The sequence below is a fragment of the Methylorubrum suomiense genome, from assembly GCF_022179765.1.
Classification (GTDB): domain Bacteria; phylum Pseudomonadota; class Alphaproteobacteria; order Rhizobiales; family Beijerinckiaceae; genus Methylobacterium; species Methylobacterium suomiense.
Genome location: NZ_BPRE01000012.1, coordinates 41,174 through 58,800 on the forward strand (window position 1 = coordinate 41,174; position 17,627 = coordinate 58,800).

Here is a 17,627-nt window from a genome sequence, read left to right on the forward strand (position 1 = left end):
GTCCCGCAGGGCGAACGGGAGCCCTCCTTCGAGGCCTCCGCTGCGCTCCGGCACCTCAGGATGAGGGCATGGGTGGGATGAAGGGTTCCTGTGTTCCGGGCAAGGCCAGGGCTTACGGCCCGCCGACCTGCGTGGCGTGATACGCCCCGAGCTTGACCATCAGCGGGAACGGCTTGGCCGGCGCCTCGAATTTCGGCGGCAGGCCCAGCACCGGAGCCGTGCGTTCGATGATCTTGCCGGTGACCACGCCCGAGTTCCAGGCGGCGGTGGCGTAGCCGCCGCTCTCCGGCAGACCCTGCGGCTCGTCCATGATCGTGACGAAGAGGTATTTCGGCTTGTCCATCGGCGCGGCGGCGGTGAAGGTCGTGAACAGGCGGTTCTTGACGTAGCGCCCGTTGATGACCTTCTCGGCCGTGCCGGTCTTGCCGCCGACGTAGTAGAGCGGGATCGCCGACTTCTTGGCCGAGCCCTCGACGGCGTTGAGGCGCATGATGAAGCGCATCGCCTCGCTGGTCTCGGGCTTGATCACCCGCGTCGCCTTGGCATGGGCCTCGGCTTCCGTGGTCTTGAGGAAGGTCGGCGTCATCAGCTCGCCGCCGTTGACGATGGCGGCCACCGCCGCCGCCGCCTGGAGCGGCGCGACCGCGAGGCCGTGGCCGAAGGCGATGGTGATCGTGTTGATCTCGGTCCAGCGCGGCGGGATGATCGGCATGGCCGATTCCGGCAGTTCCGTGCGCAGCCGGTCGAGCAGGCCCATCTTCTTGAGGAAGGCCTTGTGGCCGGGCACGCCGACGCCGAGCGCCATCTTGGCCGAGCCGATGTTGGAGGAGTGGGTGAACACCTCCGGCATGGTGATGACCCGGTTGGTGCCGTGGTATTCGTGGATCTTCTGCCGGCCCCAATGCAGCACGCCGCCGCGGGTGTCGAAGGTCGAGTTGACGTTGTACTTGCCGGAATCGAGCGCCATGGCGAGCGTCATCGCCTTGAAGGTCGATCCCATCTCGTAGACGCCGACATTCATCCGGTTGATGCGGTCGTCCGAGAGCGCGTCCTTGGGCTCGTTGGGATCGAAATCCGGGTAGGAGGCGAGCGCGACGATCTCGCCGGTGTTCACGTCCATGATCATCGACGCGCCGGCCTTGGCCTTGAAGTGCTCGACGCCCTTCACGAGCTCGTCGCGCACGGCGAATTGGGCGCGCAGGTCGATGGAGAGCTGGACCGGCTTCAGATCGGTCTGCTTGGTCGCCAGCCCGAACTCGTTGAGCGCCCGGTTGCCCTGCGTGTCGATGTATTTCTCGATGCCGGCGATGCCGACATTGTCGAGATTCGTCACGCCGAGGATGTGGGCCGCGGCGGTGCCGTTCGGGTAGACCCGCTTGTGATCGGGCAGGAAGCCGACGCCGGGGATGCCCAGGCGGTGGACTTCGAGCTGCTGCTTCGGCGTGATCTCGCGCTTGATCCAGACGAAGCCCTTCTTCGACGAGAGCTTGGCGCGCAATTCGGCGGCGTTGAGTTCCGGCAGCACGGCGGTGAGCAGCTCGACCGCCTCGTCCTTGTCGAAGGTGCGGGCCATCCGGGTCGGCTCGGCGAAGACCGAGACGGTGCGGATGTCGGTGGCCAGCATCTCGCCGTTGCGGTCGATGATGTCGGGCCGCACCGCCGTGGTCGCGGCGGCGGCCACCCGGTGATCGTCGCTGTTGTTGGCGGGCGTCGCCGCCACCACGATCAAGCGCAGGGAGATCGCCCCGAACACCGCGGCGAAGGCGAGGCCGACGATGGCGACGCGGGAATGCGAGCGCTCGATGGCGAGGCGCAGCATCGTCCGGGTGAAGCGGGTCAGCGCGGAGGCCGGCGGCTCGCTCGCGATCACCCGGTCGGGGCCGACGCTCTCGGCCTGCGCCGATTCCGGCGAAGCCTCCGGCAATGCCTCTTGCACCGATCCCTGCAACGGCTCTTCAAAGGATTCCTGCGAAGACTCTCGCGACGACTCGTGCGACACGGGACGCTACCTCGAAGCCGGCGGGCGGGTGGAAACGGTGCGGGTGGCGACGGAGCCGGTCGTGCGCGGCTCGTCGCGGGCATTGAGCGGCTTGTCCTTGGGCGTCGCGGTCGGCGTCGCCGTCGAGGCGAGCAACCGGCCGATCTCGTCGCCGCGGTCGGGCCGGGCCGGCAGGTCGGACAGGCGGGCGAGGTGCTCGTCGCCGATCAGCTCCAGGGCGAGATGGCGCTCGACCGCCGCCTGAAGCCGGTCGGGTCGGGTCAGGAGCTGCCACTCGGCCCGCAACACGGCGATGGCTTGCCGCTCCTTGTGGAGCGCGCTCTTGAGCTTCGACACCTGCCCCGCCTGATAGAGCGTGTCGTACTTGATCGAGTAGGCGTAGATCGCCGAGCCGATCAGGCCGACGATGGCCAGCACGTTGAGAAGCCGGATCACCGCCGCGTTCCCTTCTGCGCCGCCGGCAGGCTCGCCAGCGCCTGAATCGCCGAGAGCGGCGGGGGCGGAGCCGCCTCGGTCCGCTCGGCCGCCCGCAGCTTCGCCGAGCGGGCGCGCGGATTGCCCTCGGTCTCCGCCTCGGTGGGCAGGACCGGGCCCTTGGTGACGAGCCGGAAGCTCTTGGGCGTGGGCGCCTCGACGCCCGGCATGTGGCGCGAGCCCTGTGCCGCACGGCCGCTGCGGGCCGAGAAGAACTGCTTGACGATGCGATCCTCGAGGGAGTGGAACGTCACCACCCCGAGCCGCCCGCCGGGCTTCAGGAGCCGCTCGGCGGCGTGCAGGCCGCGCACCAGCTCGCCGAGCTCGTCGTTCACCGCGATCCGCAGGCCCTGGAAGGCGCGGGTCGCCGGATGGATCGGGCTGCCGGGCTCGGGCCGCACCACGCTCGCCACGAGGTCGGCGAGCTGCGCCGTGGTCTCGATCCGGCCGCGCCGGCGGGTCTCCAGGATCGCGCGGGCGACCGCGCGGGAGCGGCGCTCCTCGCCGAAATGATAGAGGATGTCGGCGAGCGTCGTCTCGTCCGCCTCGTTGACGAGATCGGCCGCCGACGGGCCATCCCCGCCCATGCGCATGTCGAGGGGCCCGTCCTGGCGGAAGGAGAAGCCGCGCTCCGCCTGATCGAGCTGCATCGACGACACGCCGATATCGAGGACCACCCAATCGGCTTGCGCCTCGCCGATTCCGGCGAGCAGCGCGTCCATATCGCCGAAGCGACCGCTCACGAGGCGAAGCCGTCCCGCGGAGGTCCGCACCAGATCGCCTCCGGCGGCGATGGCGGTCGGATCGCGATCGATGGCGACGACCCGTAAGTCGGGCTGGGCGTCGAGCAGGGCGCGGGTGTAGCCGCCGGCCCCGAAGGTGCCGTCCACGGCGAGGCCGGCGCGGCTCAGATCGAGCGAGGCCAGAACCTCGGCGAGGAGGACGGGGACGTGGCGGGCATGATCGCCCTGCGGCCGGCGTGGCGGACGGCTCATCGGCAGGCCTCCACGGAAGGGGTGAGTCGTGGTGCGCGGGGGCCGTGAGCGGCTCCGACGGTCTCCGGCTCGGGAGAATGCATGATGGCCTGCTGCGTGGACGGACCACACAGCCGCGGCCCGGACGATGTTGGCGTTGCCGGTTCGTCGGCCCAGGACACGCGCACGAACCCTCGTCAGGCAACCTGAGCGAGTGTCGGCCGATCCGGTATCGGGCATCAACGGGATGGCGCGGGGTAACATAGGCCCTCGAAACGCGTCAACGAGCTCGGCCTTGCGGGCGACCCGGATCAGACCTCAGCAAGGTTAACCGAGCGTCAATGACGGATGGAAAACCGGAGGCTCTCCGGGGCGAGCCCTGCGCCGCGCCGGTCGAGAGACGGTGCGAAAACGCGTCTTCCGTTGTCGGAGGGGTGGATCAGCCGGCCTGTAAGCCGGGTTCTGTAGGGCCCGAGCGACTCGAGGAGTCGCTTGGACGTGGCAGCCATTCCTCTGGGACGGTCGTTGCCGACCGCCTCGAGCAACCAACCCGGGCGACGGGCCTGGAGAGCGGGCCTGCCCTTCCCTGGCGGGAAAAGCGTGTCGCCCCTATTCGGTTTTGCTCCCGGTGGGGTTTGCCGTGCCGTCCACGTTGCCGCGTCCGCGGTGCGCTCTTACCGCACCCTTTCACCCTTACCTTGCGTGGGGTGAACCCCTGCGAGGCGGTCTGCTCTCTGTGGCACTGTCCCTGGGGTCGCCCCCGCCGGAGGTTATCCGGCACCGCCTCTCCATGGAGCCCGGACTTTCCTCCCCGCATGACGCGGAGCGGCTGCCCGGCCGGCTGATCCGGCGCCGGACTTGCGCCGGGCGGCGGCCGGGGTCAAGCCTGCGCCAGCATCCCCAGCCATTCGTCCTCCGACACCACCGTCACCCCGTGCCGTTCGGCGTCCTTGAGCTTCGAGCCGGCGCCGGGGCCGGCGACGACGAGATCGGTCTTGGCCGAGACCGAGCCCGAGACCTTGGCACCGAGGCGTTCGGCGGTGGCCTTGGCCTCGCTGCGGGTCATCTTTTCCAGCGTGCCGGTGAAGACCACGGTCTTTCCGGCGAAGGCCGCGGCCGAGGCGGCGGTTTCGAGCGGGGTGGTCTCGACCTGTTCGAGGAGCGCCAGCACCGCGTCCCGGTTGTGCTTCTCGGAGAAGAACTGAATCAGCGAATCCGTGGCGACGGGGCCGACCTCGCCGTCATCGGCGAAGACCCGGTAGGCCTCGCCCGGTTTCTGGCCTGAAGCCCGTTCGAGGGCGGCCTCCGCGTCCGCCTCGCTGCCGTAATGGGCGAGCACCGCCTCCCGCTGGGACGGCGTCAGCCGCGCCCGCAGGCGCGCACCGAGGCTGAGCCCCTCGATCTGCTCGCCGGGTGTCGGGTCGAGGGCCTCGAACAGCTTGTCGCGGGTGCCGGGACCGATCCGCGGCAGGGCCGAGAGTTCCAGCCAGTCGCGGCCGGCCTGGGCTTGGGCGCCGGCGTCGAGGGCCGCCATCAGGGCCTGCATGTCGGGGAAGCGCTTCGCCAGCGCCTTGGCCGTCGACTCGCCGATCTGCGGGATGCCGAGGGCGAACAGGAACCGGTTGAGCGCGATCTTCCGGCGCGCGTCGAGCGAGGCGAGGAGGTTGTGGATCGCCTTGTCCTCCTCCTCGCCCTTCTTCTTGGTGGCCTTTTTCGGGGCCTGCTCGCCCTCCGCGCGGCGCTGGGCCGACAGGGCCTCGCGCCGGGCGACGATCGCGGCCTTCAGCGGCTCGAATTCCAGCCGGAACAGGTCGGCGGGCTGTCTCACGAGACCGGCCTCGAACAGCACCTCGATATAGGTCTGCCCGAACCCTTCGAGATCGAAGCCGTTGCGCGAGACGAAGTGCTTGAGCCGCTCCAGCCCCTGCGCCGGGCAGATCAGCCCGCCGGTGCAGCGCCGGACCGCGTCGATCTTCTTGGTGCGCGGGTTCAGCTCCCGAACCGCCTTGCTGCCGCAGGCCGGGCAGGTCTCGGGGAAGACGTAAGGGACGGCGTCGGCCGGGCGCTTGTCGAGCACCACGTCCATGACCTTGGGGATCACGTCGCCGGCCCGCACGACGATCACCGTGTCGCCGACGCGGATGTCGCGGCCCTCGCGGATCGGCTCGCCGTCGCCGCCGACGCCCTGCACGTAGCCCTCGTTGTGGAGCGTGGCGTTCGACACCACGACGCCGCCGACGGTGACGGGCTTCAGGCGCGCCAGCGGGTTGAGCGAGCCGGTGCGCCCAACATTGATGTCGATGGCCAGCAACTGCGTGATCGCCTCCTGGGCGGCGAACTTGTGGGCGAGCGCCCAGCGCGGGGCGCGGGAGACGAAGCCCAAGCGCTTCTGCAAGCCGAGGTCGTCGACCTTGTAGACGACGCCGTCGATGTCGTAGCCGAGATCGGCGCGCTCGGCCTCGATCGCGCGGTAATGCGCGATCATGTCGGCGGCGCTTCGGCACAGCTTCGTGCGCGGGTTCACCGGCAGGCCCCAGCCCCGGAACCGCTCCAGCACCGCCGATTGCGTGTCGGCGAAGGGCTCCGACACCTCGCCCCAGGCATAGGCGAAGAAGCGCAGCGGACGCGAGGCGGTGATCGCGGCATCCTTCTGCCGCAGCGAGCCGGCGGCGGCGTTGCGCGGGTTGGCGAAGGTCGCGAGCCCCTCCGCCTCCTGCCGCGCGTTGATGGCGGCGAAGTCGGCGTGCGAGAGATAGACCTCCCCGCGCACCTCCAGCACCGCGGGCCAGCCGGAGCCGGACAAGGTTTCGGGAATGTCCTTCACGGTCAGGGCGTTGGCGGTGACCTTCTCGCCGACCTCGCCGTCGCCGCGGGTCGCGGCGGTGACGAGCCTGCCGTCCTCGTAGCGCAGCGACAGGGACAGCCCGTCGATCTTCGGCTCGGCGGTGAAGGCCACGGGCTCGTCGGCCCCGAGGTTGAGGAAGCGGCGCACGCGGGCGACGAATTCCTCCACCTCTTCGTCGGCGAAGGCATTGCCGAGGGAGAGCATCGGCACCGCGTGCCGGACCTTCTCGAAGCGGCTCGACGGCTTGGCGCCGACGGAGGCACTAGCCCGGCCCGTGCCGGCCAGCGCCGGGAAGCGGGCCTCGATCAGCTCCAATTCCCGACGCAGGGCGTCATATTCCGCATCCGAGATCTCGGGCGCATCCTCGCCGTGATAGAGCCGATCGGCCTCGGCAATCTCCTCCGAGAGGGCAGTGTGGCGGGCGCTGGCCGCCTCCTCGCTGAGGGCGTCGATGGTGGCGGGGATCGGGGAGCGCGACATGGGTCGCGTTCTAGCGCATGGCCAACCGGCCGACACCGGCATTTGCTGCCCATCCCCCTCATCCCGGCAATTCCCTCATCCCGAGGCGCCCGCGCGAGCGGGCCTCGAAGGAGGCCTCCTTCGAGGCTTCGCTCCGCACCTCAGGATGAGGGGGACGGGTTGGGATTCGCAGGGGAAATACAGAAGCAGAACAAAGGCTTGGTGCCGCATCCTCGATCCAGGAATCGAAAACACGGCTCCAAGCCCCGGATCTGACCCGTTTCGTTAACGCGCGCCGCCAACCGCCTCGTGCGCAACCATTTTCGCTATTCCGCCGGCACCGAATGACCGTGACCCTGCACATGCGTCGCGCCCGGCGCGGCCTCCGCGTTCTCGCCCGCGGCGACCTCCTTCGATTTGAAGAGACGCATCACCACCACGAAGAAGACGGGCACGAAGAACACCGCCAGCACGGTGGCCGAGATCATGCCGCCCATCACGCCGGTGCCGATGGCCTGCTGGCTCTTCGAGGCGGCGCCGGTGGCGATGGCGAGCGGCACCACGCCGAAGATGAAGGCGAGCGAGGTCATGACGATCGGGCGGAAGCGGAGCGTCGCCGCCTGGAGCGTCGCGTGGACGATGTCGGTCCCGGGCTTCCAGAGATCCTTGGCGAATTCCACGATCAGGATCGCGTTCTTGGCCGAGAGACCGATGATCGTGATGAGTCCGATCTTGAAATAGACGTCGTTGGGCATCTCCCGCAGATAGACCGCCGCCACCGAGCCGATCACGCCGAGCGGGATCACGAGCAGCACCGAGAACGGGATCGACCAGCTCTCGTAGAGCGCGGCCAGGCACAGGAACACGATCAGCACCGAGAGCGCCAGCAGCAGCGAGGCCTGGCTTCCGGCCTGCTTCTCCTGCAGCGACTGGCCGGTCCAGACATGGCCGAAGCCCTTGGGCAGTTGCTGCATCAGCCGCTCCATCTCGGCGATGGCGTCGCCGGAGGTGTAGCCGGCCCGCGGTTCGCCGGTGAAGCGCACCGATTGATAGCCGTTGAAGCCGACGATCTGGCTCGGCCCCATGCTCCATCGCAGGTCGGCGAAGGAGGACATCGGCACCATGGTGCCCTGGCTGTTCTTCACCGCGTAGTTCAGCAGATCGGTCGCCTGCATGCGCTGGAACTGCTCGGCCTGAACGTAGACGCGCTGCATCTTGCCGCGGTTCGGGAAGTCGTTGGTGTAGACCGAGCCGAGATTGACCTGGATCGCGGCGTTGATGTCCTCGAACTTGACGCCGAGGGCGGCCGCCTTCTCGCGGTCGATGATGAGCTCGGCCTGGGGCGTGGGCGGCAGGCCCTCGATCTTGACCGCCTTCAGGATCGGACTCTGCTTGGCGAGCGCGAGCAACTGCGCCTCCGCTGCCGTGAGGGCCGAATAGCCCTTCTGGGCGCGGTCCTGCAGGCGGAACGAGAAGCCCGCCGCGTTGCCGAGATTGTCCACCGGCGGCGGTTCCTGGGCGTCGATCACCGCGTCGCGATAGCCGCCGAGCGCCGCGTTGGTGCCGGCCACCAGGGCGGCGGCGGAATTGGAGGCGTTGCGCTCGGACCAGGGCTTCAGGGTGACGAAGGCCTGAGCGAGGTTCGGGCCCTGACCGGAGAACGAGAAGCCGTTGAGCATCGTCACCGTGGCGACGCCTTCCTGCGCCATCAGGTGCTCCTCGACCTTGCGCACGGCCCCCTGCGTCCGGTTGAACGAGGCGCCGGGCGGGGTCTGGATATCGACGGTGAAGAAGCCCTGATCCTCCACCGGCAGGAAGCCTTCCGGCAGGCGCAGGAAGGCGAAGGCGGTGCCGGCGACCAGCGCGACGTAGATCATCATGACGCGACCGGACTTCTTGATGCACCACGCGGTGCCGCGTCCGTAGCGGGCGGTCTCCCGGTCGACGATCCGGTTGAACCAGCCGAAGAAGCCCTTCTTGGCGTGGCCGTGACCCTTCTCGATGGGCTTCAGGAAGGTGGCGCAGAGAGCCGGCGTCAGCGACAAGGCGAGCAGCGCCGAGAAGCCGATCGAGGTCACCATCGCGATCGAGAACTGGCGATAGATGATGCCGACCGAGCCGGGGAAGAACGCCATCGGGATGAACACCGCGACCAGCACCAGCGTGATGCCGATGATCGCCCCGGTGATCTGACTCATCGCCTTGCGGGTGGCTTCCTTGGGCGGCAACCCCTCCTCGGCCATGATGCGCTCGACGTTCTCGACCACGACGATGGCGTCGTCGACGAGGATGCCGATGGCGAGCACCATGCCGAACATTGTCAGCACGTTCACCGAGAAGCCGGCGAGCAGCATCACCGTCACCGTGCCCATCAGGGCGATCGGCACGACGATGGTCGGGATGAGGGTGTAGCGGATGTTCTGCAGGAACAGGAACATCACGATGAACACCAGCACCACCGCCTCGACCAGGGTCATCATGACCTTCTTGATCGAGGCCTTCACGGCGGGGGTGATGTCGTAGGGGATGTCCCACTTGAGGCCCGGCGGGAAGAACTGTGACAGCTCCTCCATCTTGGCGCGGATGGCGCCCGCCGTCTCCAGCGCGTTGCCGTCGGGGGCCAGGGTGACCGAGATGCCGGCGGCCTCGCCGCCGTTCAGGCGGGTCGAGAATTGGTAGGCGTCGCCGCCGAGTTCGATCCGGGCGACGTCGCGCAGGCGCACGTTCGAGCCGTCGGAATTGGCGCGCAGCACGATGGCGCCGAAATCGTCCACGGTGCTGAGCTGGCCCTTGACGATGATCGGCGCGAAGGTCGCGTGATCGACCGGGCTCGGCTGGGCGCCGACGGCGCCGGAGGCGATCTGGATGTTCTGGTTGCGGATCGCGTCGGTCACGTCGTCGGGGGTGAGCGAGAGACCCCGCAGCTTGTCCGGATCAATCCAGACGCGCAGGGAGCGCTCGGTGGAGTAGAGCGTCGCGCGGCCGACGCCGGGGATGCGCCGGATCTCGTTCAGCACGTTGCGCATCAGGAAGTCGCCGAGCCCGATCTCGTCCATCTTCCCGTCGGTCGAGACCAGGGTGATGATGTTGAGGGTCGCGGCGGAGGCCTCCTCCACGAGGATGCCGTTCTGGCGGACCTCCGCGGGCAGGCGCGCCTCGACGCGCTTCAGGCGGTTCTGCACCTCGACGGAGGCCAGGGCCGGATCGGTGCCGGGCTGGAAGGTCGCGGTGATGTTGATCGAGCCGAACGAGTCGGTGGTCGACTCGAAGCTCATGATGTTGGCCGCGCCGTTCAGCTCGTCCTCGATGAGGCGGGTCGTGCCGGTATAGAGGCTCTCGACCGAGGCGCCGGGGAAGGCGGTCGACAGGGCGATCGAGGGCGGGGCGATCACCGGATACTGCGCCACCGGCAGCATCGGGATCGAGAGCGCGCCGCCCAGAATGATGAACAGCGCGACGACCCAGGCGAAGACCGGGCGGTCGATGAAGAAGCGGGCCATGGGGCTCGGTGCGTCCTGTCGATTTTTTCCGGAGCGGCGGACCCGTGGGTCCGCCGAGGGCGCTCATTCCTCCATCCACTCCGCCTCATCCTGAGATGCTGAGCGTCAGCTCAGCCTCGAAAGAGGACTCCAGAAGTCGCAGCGATCCCTGGAGCCCTCCTTCGAGGGCGCCGCTTCGCGTCGCCGCCTCAGGATGAGGGGAATGGGTGGGAGGTCATTGGACGAATAGCCTCGAAAGGGAATCAGTCCTGGAACTGATGGGCGACCGGCCGGGCGACCGATCCGGTGGCGGCCTCCTTGTCGCTCAGCTTTTCCTGGCCGTCGGTGTCGTGGCTGTCGGCATCGATCGGCTTGCCGGCGTCGGGCGAGGCCTCGGTCTTCCAGCGGACCTGCTTCACCTCGGTGCCGGCGACGATCTTCTGGAAGCCCTCGACCACGACCTTCTGGCCGGATTCGAGGCCCTCGCGGATCAGCCAGTTGCCGCCCACCACCGGGCCGACCTCGACCGGCTGGAGCATGACGCGGTTGTCGTCCTTGACCACCCAGACCTCGGGCTTGCCGTCGTTGGAGCGCTGGATCGCCTGCTGCGGCACCGCGATGGCGTCGGAATCGATGCCCTGCTTGATCCGCGCGCGGACATACATGCCGGGGAACAGCTCGTCGTGCGGGTTGGGGAACTGCACCCGCAGGGTGACCTGTCCGGTGCTCGGATCGGCGGTCACGTCGGAGAACAGCAGGCGACCGGCCGAGCCGTAGAGCGTGCCGTCATCCATGATCAGATGGACGTTGGCGGTGTCGTGGGACAGCTTCGACAACTCGCCCGAGGCGATGTCGCGGCGCAGCTTGTTCAGCTCGCCGACCGACTGGGTGATGTCGACATAGATCGGATCGAGCTGCTGGATGGTGGCGAGAACGCCGGTCGAGCCGGACTCGATCAGCGTGCCCTCGGTGAGCAGCGCCCGGCCGATGCGGCCCGAGATCGGCGCCCGCACATCGGTCCAGGACAGGTTGAGCTTGGCCCGGTCGCGGGCGGCCCGGGCGCCGGCGACCTCCGCCTCGGCCTGCTTCTTGCCGGCGAAGGCGGTGTCGTACTGCGCCTGGCTCGCGGTGTTGCGGGCGAGCAGGGTCTCCAGGCGTTCGGCCTGCTGGTTGGCGAGCACCAGCGCCGCCTCGCGGTTCGCGAGCGTCGCCTCCTGGCTGGCGAGTTCGACCTGATAGGGGGCCGGATCGATCTTGTAGAGGATGTCGCCCTCGTTGACCTGGCTGCCCTGCTCGAACAGCCGTTTGACCACGAGGCCGGAGACGCGGGAGCGAACCTCGGCGATCCGCATCGGCGCGACGCGGCCCGGCAGATCGCGCACGTAGGGGATCGGCTGCGGCTTGACCGTGACCACGCTCACCTCGGGCGGCGGTGCAGGCACCGCGGCGGCGGTCTTCTGCTCGTTGCAGGCCGAGACCGCGACCATCACGGCGCTGACCAGCAGGGTGGCCGGGATCGTCCAGCGGGAGCGGAGGCGTCCGGCCTCGTGCCCGGCGGGACCGGAGAGGAGTTCGGGCGTCTGGGGGGACGGCGTCACGATGGGGTCGCTCCTACGATACGCTCGACGCGCGCCGTCTCCCGCCGAACGGGAGGCGCCTCGTCTTAGGAATCACGGCCGGCCGCGAAGGGGGGCGGTCGGTCGTGGCAATCGCCGGGCCAAGGGGCGATCAAGGGAGGCGATCACGGGATGATCGCGCGAGGCGCATGCCTCGTGGCCCGTACGGATGGATGCCAAGGGGCATCCGAGAAAGACGGCCACCGATCGTAGCCGGTCACGGCCGAGGGCATCCTGAGGACGAAGTTTGGCATTCCCACGACGGGCGGGGAGGCCAAGGGTCCGAAAACGACGCCGCGCGGCGATCGCTCAGGCGCGAGGGGGACGCTCGAGGAGCGGATGGTCGGTCCCATCGGGCGAATGGTCGGAGCGCGGGCGACCGCCCGCGGACGACAGAGTCGGCACCGGGCTCGGAAGCGACGGACCGAACCGCAGATGCGTTTCCGACTCGTCGAGGTCGATCGCCGCGTGATCGATGCGCGAACCCGTCGACGGCTCGGCCGCGTTCGGCTGCTCGAAGGCGGTCTCGTAACGGTGACCTCCGACGCCGAAGGCCGCGTTGGCCGGCGATGCCAGGACGACGAGCAGGCTCAGGAGCCCGGCCAGAGCGGACAGGACGAGGCGTGTCGGAAGGCCTGCGGTCGCGCGGCCGGAACGGGCTGTGCTGTTGAAAAGCGTCACGGTGACCCGAGTGTGGGGGAGGATTCCGTTCCGTTCAATCGCCTGCGACATTCTGGCCAGAGTGGGTCGAGGGAGAAGCGCCATCTCCGGAATGACATGGGAACGCATGAACTTGCCGGCTCAGCATCGCCGCAGCCGGTAAACGGAACGTCATCGTCCCCGCGCATGGCGGTGTCCCATTCGCGGCGGGTGTTGCCCGATTCCCACGCTTTCGCCTTCCTCCTGCCCCGTCCCGCGGCCCAGAACCGGGCATGGTCCCCCCTGAAGCGGGGTCGGACCGACCCTTCGAGGAGGATCGACTTGCCGAACCGTCATTCGCGACTGCCGCGCCTCGCCGCGTTGCTGGCCCTGGGCGGCGCCGTCGCCGCCGCCATGCCGGCCCGCGCCAACCCGCTCGACAGCGGGCCGCTCGCCGACTTCATCAACGTCTTCAAGACCCAGGCCATTCCCCGGGAAACGGTCGCCTATGCCGGCAAGGAGAAGCCCGGCACCATCGTGGTCTCGACCTCGCAGCGCCGGCTCTACTACGTGCTCGGCGGCGGCGCGGCGATCCGCTACGGCGTCGGTGTCGGGCGGCAGGGCTTCTCGTGGTCCGGCACCAAGACGGTGACGGGCAAGAAGGAATGGCCGGCTTGGCGCCCGCCGGCACAGATGCTCGCCCGCCGCCCCGATCTGCCGCGCTACATGGCCGGCGGCCAGGACAACCCGCTCGGCGCGCGCGCCATGTATCTCGGCTCCTCGCTCTACCGGATCCACGGGTCCAACGAGCCGGAAACCATGGGCGCCGCCGTGTCCTCGGGCTGCATCCGGATGACCAACAAGGACGTGGTCGATCTCTATGATCGCGTCCGCGTCGGCACCAAGGTGGTCGTCAAGGACTGATCGTTCGGCGCCCGCGGACGATCCGGATCTGCGGGCGCACCATATCGGACCGCCCTGCCGGTCCTGTCGGCCACGCGTCCGCCCTCGATCGCCACCGCTTCGCGCGACGGTCGCCCGCTCCGGCGCCGCGATCCTGTCCTCGTCTGCGGGTCGATCGATGCGCCGCGCCCGGCACCAGTGCCGGAATCGGCCGGAAGCGCATTGTCCGCCACGCCGCTGCGGGGGCGGGCCGTCGTGGGGATCACGCCCCCGGTCCAGGCCATGATGTACCCGGATCCCGCGATTCGCCCGGGCTCGACAGGGTGCGCCGTACGGCCAGCCGTCGGCCGCCTCGGGTGTCGCCCTCCCGATCGCGCGCTCGTTTCCACAGGTCGGTCGGGAGACTGTGCCATCCTTGCCACAATCCTTCGTCTCAAGCGCCGAGTTTGGAGCTGATAAAAACCGATAAAGGTCCAGTTTGAAAACACTCTAATCAGTTGAAGGCGCTGGAAAGGGGCGCAAGCTTGACGGTCAATTTGACCGCGTCGTAGCGCAGGTTTCGTGACGTGCCTATACGAGTGGCTACAAATATGACTTATAATTACAAGCAAAAGACAATATGTCATTTTAAAAAGTCAGTATTAATTGCAGTCGTGGCTGGCAGTGGATCCGGGCTGTCATGGACGGCGGCTTCCGCGCAGCAGGCCGCAGATGTCGGGCAGGAAGTCCGGCTGGAGGAGCTTTCGGTATCGGGCAACGCCCGCGGCGCGGGTGTCGGAGCCGGTGACGGTGCAGGCGTTCCACGGCTGAAGGCGGACGGTTACCTAGCCAAGGAAAGCGTCAGCGCAACTCGAACGCAGACCCCTCTGCGCCAAGTCCCGCAGACCGTCGTCGTCGTGCCGGCGCAGGCGCTCACGGATGCAGCGGCAACGCGGATCGACAGCGCGCTCGATCTCGCCGGCGTGGGCCGGGCCAACAATTTCGGCGGCCTCGGCCTGTCGGAATTCACGATCCGCGGCCTCGCCACCGGCGAGTATTATCGTAACGGATTCCCGATCAACCGCGGCTATCCGAACGCGCCGAAGATCGTCTCGATCGAGCGCGTCGAGGTCCTCAAGGGGCCGTCGGCCTTCCTCTACGGCCGGGGCGATCCGGGCGGCACCTTCAACATCGTCACCAAGCAGCCGCTGGCCGAGCGCTCGCTGACCGTGGGCCAGCAGATCGGCAGCTTCAACAGCAAGCGCACCACCTTTGATGCCAACACGGGCGCATTGGATGCGAACGGGCAGGTGTTCGCCCGCGTCACCGGTGCCCTCGAGGACAATGGCAGCTTCCGCGACTACGTATCCAGCGACCGCTACTACATCGCCCCCGTGATCGCCTGGAAACCCTCCGCCGACACGACGATCACCCTGGAAGGCGAGTTCCTGAGCACCGCCCAGCCCCTCGACCGGGGCATCGTGCCGATCAATCGCGACGTCCGGGTGGCGCCGCGCAACCGCTTCATCGGCGAGCCGGCGATCGGGCCGAACTACAACGACAATGCCGTGGGCCAGCTGCGCATCGAGCACCGGATCGACCCGAATTGGGTCGTCACCGCCGGGGCGCAACTCCTCGGCGGCACCATTCGCGGCGACGCCATCGGGACGCTCGGCGGATTCATCACCCGGCCCGTCGTCAACCGGGTCAACGAATTGCGTGACCTGACTTGGTCGGACATCAACCTGCAGCTCAACCTTGCGGGCAAGTTCGAGACCGGTCCGTTCCGCCACACCCTGCTCATGGGCCTCGAATACGACCGCCTGCGCTATCGCGAGATCTTCGCGCGGTCGAACGTGAACAGGTTCCCGTTCAGCCTCAACCTGCTGGAGCCGAGCTACGGCCAGACCTTGCCGCCGATCACGAACTCGGTCACCGATTTCCTCCAGCACACCGAGAGCTTTGCGGGCTACGTTCAGGATCAGATCGACATCACGCCGCGTCTGCACGCGCTGGTCGGCGTGCGGGTCGAGGGGCTCGACCGCTCCACCATCGCCTACAACGCGCCCGCCACCCAGACGGCCAATCCGGCGACCCGCAACGCGACGGTCGCGACACCGCGCTTCGGCCTCGTCTACGACGTGACCGACACCGTCTCGGTCTACGGCAACTACGCCCGCTCGTTCCGGCCCAACAACGGTGTCGACCGCAACGCGCAGCCCCTGCCCTTCCAGGGGGGCGAGGGCATCGAGGCCGGCGCCAAGGTCGCGCTTCTCGACGGGCGTCTCAATCTGAACGCGGCAGTGTTCGACATCCGGCGCACCAACGTGCAGACCACCGACCCGGCCAACACGAATTTCTCCATCGCCGCCGGCGAGTTGCGCAGCCGCGGCTTCGACCTGAGCATCGCGGGCTACCTCGCGCCAGGCTGGCGGGTGATCGGCACCTACGCCTATGTCGATGCCGCCGTGAAGCGCGACACCACGATACCGGTCGGAACCCGGCTGGCGAACGTGCCGATGAACAGCTTCGGGATGCAGAGCGTCTACGAGTTCCAGGGTGGCCCGCTGCGAGGGCTCGGTCTGGGCGGCGGTCTGACCTATGTCGGCGCCCGCAACGGTGGGACGGCAGCGTCGACGTTCCGGTTGCCCGAGTACACGGTCGTCAACCTGATCTCCTATTACTGGATCACGCCGGAGGTGAAGATCTATCTCAACGTCGAGAACCTACTCGACAAGGTCTATTACGATCGCGCCTACCAGAACCGTTACGCCACGCCGGGTCTGCCCCGCGCGATCATGGGCGGTGTCTCGGCGCGGTTCTGAGGTTGCGATGCCGGCGGTGACGCGGCCGCGCCCGGATGGGAGCCTCGTCCGCCGCTTGAGCCGCCGCGACGAGGCGTGTACGGCGCAAGCGTCATGCCTTCGCCTCATTCGAGGGGAAAGCAGGCCGCCCGCTCGTCCGGACGAGGATCGCGCCGGGCCCGCCTTGCGCGGCGCGGCGCAGTTCGGACAAGGGGCTCCGCGGGGTCCCGTCGCCGCGACGAGCCGGGCCGCATTTTCGTAAGACCGGTGCGCATCCTTCAAAAGGCGCTACGTCAACGTTCCAGGCGCCATCCGTCAAAGGGGTCATAACGCCGATGTTCCTTGCCAAGTCTTCCATGGCCAAGCCCTCCGCGCGCCCGCTTCGCGTGGCCGCCTTCCTCGCCATGGCGGGCCTCGGGGCCGGCTTCGGCGCGACGGCCTTCGCGCAGGCGCCTGCCAAGAAGCCGGCGGCCCCTGCCCCGACGCCGGCCCCCGCCCAGGCCCAGCCGGCGGCGCCCGCCGGGCAGCAGGCTCAGCAGGCCGGCCCGCAGATCATCAACGTGAAGTCCGAGCCGAGCCAGGCCGACTGGACCAAGGTCTGCGGCAAGGACAACGGGTCGGGGACCGACGTCTGCTACACCACCCGCGATTTCGTGTCGGATTCGGGCCAGCCGGTGATGGCGGTCGCGCTCTACGACATGAAGAACGCGGCGGCGAAGCAGGAGGTGAAGGTCGTCCGCTTCCTCCTCCCGCTCGGCCTGATGCTCGCCCCGGGCATCCGCTTCAGCGTGGACGGCAAGGAGGCGACCGCCGGCAAGTTCGCCGTCTGCTTCCCCAACGGCTGCTTCGCCGAGGCCCCGAGCATCTCCCCCGAGCTGCTCGCCGCCTTCAAGAAGGGCACCACGCTCAACGTCTCGGTCCAGAACCAGACCCAGCGCGAGGTCGTGTTCGCCGTGCCGCTCGCCGGCTTCGGCAAGTCCTTCGACGGCCCGGCCATCGATCCGAAGGTGCTGGAGGAGCAGCAGAAGAAGCTGCAGGCTGAGATGGAGAAGCGCAGCGACGAGATGCGCAAGAAGCTGGAGCAGCAGGGCGGAGCCCCCGCTCCCGCCGCTCCGGCACCCAGCGCCGCGCCGAAGTAAGCGCCGAGCCCGGCCCTTCGCTCAGGACAGCCCCGTATCGCCCCGCCGCGGACCTCCGCGGCGGGGTTTTCCGTGTCTCGGGTTCGCCCCATCATCGCGCGGACGATGCGGTCGGCCGGATCGCGTCCGTGGTGCGAGGATCAGCGGCAAGCCGCAGCGCCCTGGGGCGGCGGTGGAAGTCCCCGCTCGCTCCGGGCGGGCCCGCATCGAAGGGGCGGTGCATCTCCACGCGGAAGCTCGATCGCCCGTGGGTCCCCGCATGGGCCCGCACAGTGGCGAGCGTCGGCGTGCAGGCGAACCAAGGGCCACATCGCCGC

General features: G+C 68.6%; 10 protein-coding genes and 1 other RNA gene. 3 read left to right on the forward strand and 8 right to left on the reverse strand.

The window, feature by feature from the left end; translation table 11 throughout:
- Window positions 1-112: 112 nt before the first annotated feature.
- The 8 genes from MFF26_RS18110 to MFF26_RS18145 all read right to left on the reverse strand — a co-directional run bounded on the left by MFF26_RS18110 (window position 113) and on the right by MFF26_RS18145 (window position 12,527).
- Window positions 113-1,936, reverse strand: a complete 1,824-nt coding sequence (locus tag MFF26_RS18110) for a peptidoglycan D,D-transpeptidase FtsI family protein (RefSeq protein ID WP_373324499.1) — start codon at window positions 1,934-1,936, stop codon at window positions 113-115.
- Window positions 1,937-2,005: 69 nt separating this feature from the next.
- Window positions 2,006-2,434: a cell division protein FtsL gene (gene ftsL, locus MFF26_RS18115; protein ID WP_137829205.1), complete on the reverse strand. Its 429-nt coding sequence runs from the start codon at window positions 2,432-2,434 to the stop codon at window positions 2,006-2,008.
- Window positions 2,431-3,468, reverse strand: coding sequence for a 16S rRNA (cytosine(1402)-N(4))-methyltransferase RsmH (gene rsmH, locus MFF26_RS18120; RefSeq protein WP_137829204.1), 1,038 nt, complete (start codon window positions 3,466-3,468; stop codon window positions 2,431-2,433). Before rsmH ends, ftsL begins: the two co-directional genes overlap by 4 nt.
- A 414-nt stretch (window positions 3,469-3,882) precedes the next feature.
- An RNA gene (rnpB, locus tag MFF26_RS18125) (RNase P RNA component class A) lies at window positions 3,883-4,292 on the reverse strand.
- A 35-nt stretch (window positions 4,293-4,327) separates the two neighbouring features.
- On the reverse strand, window positions 4,328-6,772 hold the full coding sequence (ligA, locus tag MFF26_RS18130; RefSeq protein ID WP_137829203.1) for an NAD-dependent DNA ligase LigA: 2,445 nt from the start codon (window positions 6,770-6,772) through the stop codon (window positions 4,328-4,330).
- Window positions 6,773-7,077: 305 nt separating this feature from the next.
- Window positions 7,078-10,251: a multidrug efflux RND transporter permease subunit gene (locus tag MFF26_RS18135; protein WP_137829202.1), complete on the reverse strand. Its 3,174-nt coding sequence runs from the start codon at window positions 10,249-10,251 to the stop codon at window positions 7,078-7,080.
- A gap of 242 nt (window positions 10,252-10,493) precedes the next feature.
- Window positions 10,494-11,828: an efflux RND transporter periplasmic adaptor subunit gene (locus MFF26_RS18140; RefSeq protein WP_137829201.1), complete on the reverse strand. Its 1,335-nt coding sequence runs from the start codon at window positions 11,826-11,828 to the stop codon at window positions 10,494-10,496.
- 327 nt (window positions 11,829-12,155) lie between these two features.
- A complete protein-coding gene (locus MFF26_RS18145) occupies window positions 12,156-12,527 on the reverse strand; it encodes a hypothetical protein (protein WP_137829200.1) in 372 nt (123 codons plus the stop codon).
- A gap of 372 nt (window positions 12,528-12,899) precedes the next feature.
- Between MFF26_RS18145 and MFF26_RS18150 the strand changes: the two genes are divergently transcribed.
- The 3 genes from MFF26_RS18150 to MFF26_RS18160 all read left to right on the forward strand — a co-directional run bounded on the left by MFF26_RS18150 (window position 12,900) and on the right by MFF26_RS18160 (window position 17,310).
- The gene (locus tag MFF26_RS18150) at window positions 12,900-13,409 is read left to right on the forward strand and encodes a L,D-transpeptidase (protein WP_238308295.1); all 510 of its coding nucleotides are present in this window, start codon (window positions 12,900-12,902) and stop codon (window positions 13,407-13,409) included.
- Between the two features lie 569 nt (window positions 13,410-13,978).
- Complete coding sequence (locus MFF26_RS18155; RefSeq protein ID WP_238308279.1) at window positions 13,979-16,192, forward strand: TonB-dependent siderophore receptor; 2,214 nt, start codon at window positions 13,979-13,981, stop codon at window positions 16,190-16,192.
- Window positions 16,193-16,506: 314 nt separating this feature from the next.
- Entirely contained in the window at window positions 16,507-17,310 is an 804-nt protein-coding gene (locus MFF26_RS18160; RefSeq protein ID WP_137829198.1) for an invasion associated locus B family protein, read from the forward strand.
- Window positions 17,311-17,627 lie beyond the last annotated feature (317 nt).